Here is a 4,481-nt window from a genome sequence, read left to right on the forward strand (position 1 = left end):
CCAACCCCGGTGACAACACTCTCAAGATCATCGAATCAACAGAGGGTCGCAATCATGCCGGGATCAGCAGGCCAGCACACCCATATCCTGCACCAGGAAACGGGCTACGAAAAAGGTAACGAGGGTTAGAAGTGGTGGCGGTTGGCCAGCACCGGGAGCTTCTCGCGGGCTTCTTTCACCACTGCCGGGTCGAGGTCGTGGAAGATGAGGCCCGGTTCGCCCTCAAGGGCTTCCAGCACCTGGCCGAACGGGGACACGACGGCGGAGTGCCCCACTCCTGTGGGCGCCGCACCTTTGACCTCAATGCCTTGCGTTGCCGGGTCGCCCTGGCCGCAGGCGAGCACGAACGTGGTGGTGTCCACGGCACGGGCGCGGGCCAGGAGTTGCCATTGCTCGGCTTTGCCAGGCCCGGATCCCCAAGAGGCCGAGACAATGTTGACCACTGCTCCACGATCGGCGTTGGCCGTGAACAGTGCAGGGAAACGGATGTCGTAGCAGGTGGCCAAGCCAAAGGTGAGGCCACCGGCGTCGAACGTCACAGGTTCGGTACCCGCTTGAACGGTGTCCGACTCCGCAAAGCCGAACGCGTCGAAGAGGTGGATCTTGTCGTAACTCGCTTCTACTCCGGGTCCAGTTGCGAGAAGCGTGTTCCGCACACGGCGCGACCCTGATGGCGAGGGAGCGCCAGGGGTGAACATACCCGCCACGATCACCAGTTCCAGTTCCTCGGCGATGGCGCGTACCCGGCCCGCCCAGGGTCCATCCAGAGGTTCGGCGATGTCCAGCAAGGAGTTCCCGAATGCGCGCATCATGGCTTCGGGGAAGACCACCAACGCGGCCCCGCCCTCCTTCGCCAGGCGGGCGTACTCCTCCAGGAGCCGCAGATTGCCGGCCACGTTCCGGCCGGTGATGACTTGGGCGAGTGCCACACGCACGATAGAACCTCCAGTTGTCTCTGTCCCAGTATGCCAAGTGGCCGCGCCGGAAGACTGTCCAAGCGTCTTATTGGAGCAACAGCAAAGGTATGCATGCACAGGCCGAAACCGCGTTGCAGCACGTGAACGGCCCGAGGAATCCGGCCATCGGCAGGCAAGTAATCAAATAGCGACGGGGATCGTCGTCACATGCGGGGCCTGCGCGGCACATACTGGGCGTGGAACTAAACTTGCAAGCAATGGTTATGCCTATTTTTGACACAGCAGCTGCCGTCGACGCCTCGCGGCCACGGCCCCTCGGACTGAGCGTGCCCCAGCCCGGGGTTTTTGATGCCGGAAACACGGACAACCACCCAGTGAATGTGGCCGTTTTCGCACCCGACCTGGAAGCGGTGGAAATCGCCTTCCAGGCCCCCGGAGATCCGTGGCGCGCCCACATCCTTCCAAACGTCGAGGACGGCGTGCACTTCGGAGTGGTCAGCGGTATGCCGCCCGGCACGCGCTACGGTTTCCGCGCCGCACCGTCCGAGGGCACCTTCCCCATGTCGTTGCCGGCTGTTGATCTGGATAACGACGGCGAACATCGCCTGTTGCTCGATCCCTACGGCCGCGCCGTGGACCAGCGGGGCGAGTTCCTTACCAGCGTGCATGTGGAAACAGGTTTTGACTGGGGCGAGGACCAGCCGCCCCGCGTCCCTTTGCGGACCTCCGTCATCTATGAAGCGCACGTGCGCGGCCAGACCATGTTGCACCCGGACATCCCGGAGCATCTCCGCGGCACGTACGCGGGCATGGCCCACCCGGTGATGATCCAGCACCTCACCGAACTTGGCATCACGGCTGTCCAGCTCCTGCCCATCCATTTCCACTTGGATGAGTCCCACTTGCAGGACCTGGGCATGACCAATTACTGGGGTTACAACACGGCGGCGTTCTTCGCGCCGCACTCGGACTACGCCACGGAGGCTGCGCGCAGCGCCGGCCCCCACGCGGTGCAGGATGAGCTCAAGGGCATGATCAAGTTGCTGCACGCTGCGGGCATCGAGGTCATCCTGGACGTCGTGTACAACCACACCGCCGAAGCGGGTCCGGATGGCCCGGCCTTGAGCTTCCGTGGGCTGGCGGAGCAACGCTACTACCGGCACGATGCCCACGGGCGTTACCTGGACACCACCGGCTGCGGCAATACCTTGGACTTCAGCGATCCCGTAGTGGTGGACCTGGCCCTTGATTCACTGCGTTACTGGGTGAACGACTTCCATGTGGACGGCTTCCGCTTCGACCTTGCCGTGACACTGTGCCGGGACGCCGGCAATACCTTCGATCCCCAGCACCCGTTCCTGCAGGCGATTGCGGAGGACCCGGTGTTGTCAGAGGTCAAACTCATCGCCGAGCCTTGGGACGTTGGCTATGGTGGCTGGCAGACGGGCCGGTTCCCGCACGGATGGGCGGACTGGAACGATCACTTCCGCGATGGCGTCCGCAGCTTCTGGCTGTCCGACCGCGCAGCCATCGAGGCCGGCGGCCAGGGTGGGTCCGTGGCGTCGTTGGCTGAGCTCATGGCCGGCTCCGCGAACCTCTTCGCTTCCTCGGGACGCACACGGCTGGCCAGCGTCAACTTCATCACGGCGCACGATGGCTTTACGCTCAAGGACCTGGTGAGCTATGACCGGAAGCACAACGAAGCCAACGGTGAGCAGAACCGCGATGGTCACGGAGACAACCGCAGCTACAACCACGGTGTGGAGGGCCGGAGCGAGAACGAGGCCATTGTGGCCGCCCGCGCCCTGTCCGTCCGGAACCTGATGGCTACCCTGTTGCTGTCCTTTGGCGTCCCGATGATCACAGCCGGTGATGAAATCGGCAGGACCCAGCAGGGCAACAACAATGCCTACTGCCAGGACAACCCCACGGCGTGGTTGGATTGGAGCCGCACGCAGGAAGCCAATGCCATGTTCAAGACCACGCGGGAGCTGGTCCGGCTTCGCCGTTGGTTCCTGCGGCACCAGCCCGAGAGTTTCCCTGGCAACGCGAACGATTCCAGCCTGCAATGGTTTGACGACAAAGGCCAGAGGATGACTCCGGCGCGTTGGAATGATCCCAATGTCCGTTCCGTTCAACTCCTGATGGGGCATGAGGACAGCGAGATTCGTGGCTTGATCTCGGTGAACGGCAGCAACCAGGACGTCAAGATGGTCCTGCCGGAGATCCTCAGTGAAACGGGCATCGGCAAGCGCATGTTTGAACTCCGCTTCACTACTTCCGTGCTGCACGAACGCCGAAAGGGCGCGTTGGTGGCCTCGGGCGAGCGGGATATCCTGCAAGCCAACACCATCAACATTTACCGCACGTAGGTACTTACCCCAGGAGCACTTCACATGAACCGCAGCCGCAGCAAACTGGTGGCGTTCGCGGGGTTGGTGATCGCCGTCGTCGTGCTGGTGGTCGCCATGGTGGGCGGAGGCTCGCTGACGGCGCCAAGCAGCGCGCCGCCTTCCGGCGGACAAACAACAACGCAAGGCACGACGCCGGCACCTGGCCCTGCGTTGTCGTCGGCCGCTGCCGCCGTGGCCAACCCCTCAACGCTGCCGGCCATCAACGCCTCTCAGCTGCCCAGGGAAGCCCGTCAAACCCTGGCCCTGATCGCCAAGGGCGGCCCTTACCCGTACGACCGTGACGGCGTGAACTTCGGCAATTTTGAAGGCCTGCTGCCCAAGAAGTCCGGTGGGTTCTATAAGGAGTACACGGTAAAGACGCCCGGAGAGTCGGACCGGGGCGCCCGCAGGATCGTTGTGGGCAAGGACTCAGCCAAGTACTACACCCAGGACCATTACGAGTCGTTCAAATTCATCATCGAAGGCAAGTAGGAGCCCATGAAGATCTATTCCGCAGACACCTGGACCTTGGACGAACTGCAGGAACAAATTTCCGACGCCGGTCGCAGGACAGTGATGGTCCCGCCGGCAAATACCAAGCAGGCAGTGCTGGAAGTATTCGCCCAGGTCCTGGATTTCCCTGAGTACTACGGCGTAAACCTCGACGCCCTGAACGACTCCCTGCACGACTACGCAGACGCTCTTTCAGAGGACGACGGCAGCCCGGTGACCATGATCTGGCAGGTCCCGGCCGCCTACCGCACGGACCGTTCCTTCGGCGTGGTCTGCGAAGTCCTCCAGGATGCCGAGCGCTACGCCGGCCGGGACCTCGCAGTGATCGCCGTCTTCGAAAACTAGTCGCGCCAACGGGCCCTATGGATCCCAACCGTAGCGGCCCGCCAAACAACAAGCCGGATGCCAGTTATCCGGAAGCGTGCGTCAAAGCGACGAAGGAGCAGCACGCGGAGGATGACTGACATCCGGCGGATGTCGTCTGGTTAGGGCTTACGCGTTCGCGATCAATCCCAGTTCAGCCTTCGATGCCAACGCCGAGTGCTTCGGGAATACCCGGACGGTGTAGCCGAACGAGCCTGAGCGGTTGATGACCAGGGAGCCGTGGAAGAGGTGGCGTCCGCCGCCGAGGTCTTCCAGGGAGTCCAGTTCGGCCACC

At 63.0% G+C, this 4,481-nt stretch carries 4 protein-coding genes; 3 read left to right on the forward strand and 1 reads right to left on the reverse strand.

The features are described 5' to 3' along the window. Window positions 1-125: 125 nt before the first annotated feature. On the reverse strand, window positions 126-935 hold the full coding sequence (locus tag HP499_RS21185; RefSeq protein WP_172326088.1) for a carbon-nitrogen hydrolase family protein: 810 nt from the start codon (window positions 933-935) through the stop codon (window positions 126-128). Between the two features lie 239 nt (window positions 936-1,174). Between HP499_RS21185 and glgX the strand changes: the two genes are divergently transcribed. From glgX to HP499_RS21200, 3 genes are read left to right on the forward strand one after another with little or no spacing between them, the layout of a single operon-like run. Continuing rightward, window positions 1,175-3,289: a glycogen debranching protein GlgX gene (gene glgX, locus HP499_RS21190; RefSeq protein WP_172326089.1), complete on the forward strand. Its 2,115-nt coding sequence runs from the start codon at window positions 1,175-1,177 to the stop codon at window positions 3,287-3,289. 24 nt (window positions 3,290-3,313) lie between these two features. Then, entirely contained in the window at window positions 3,314-3,802 is a 489-nt protein-coding gene (locus HP499_RS21195; RefSeq protein ID WP_172326090.1) for a ribonuclease domain-containing protein, read from the forward strand. Between the two features lie 6 nt (window positions 3,803-3,808). Further along, complete coding sequence (locus tag HP499_RS21200; protein WP_172326091.1) at window positions 3,809-4,168, forward strand: barstar family protein; 360 nt, start codon at window positions 3,809-3,811, stop codon at window positions 4,166-4,168. The last annotated feature ends 313 nt before the right edge of the window (window positions 4,169-4,481 follow it).

Origin of the sequence: Paenarthrobacter sp. CM16 (genome assembly GCF_013179505.1) — a bacterium.
Lineage (GTDB): Bacteria > Actinomycetota > Actinomycetes > Actinomycetales > Micrococcaceae > Arthrobacter.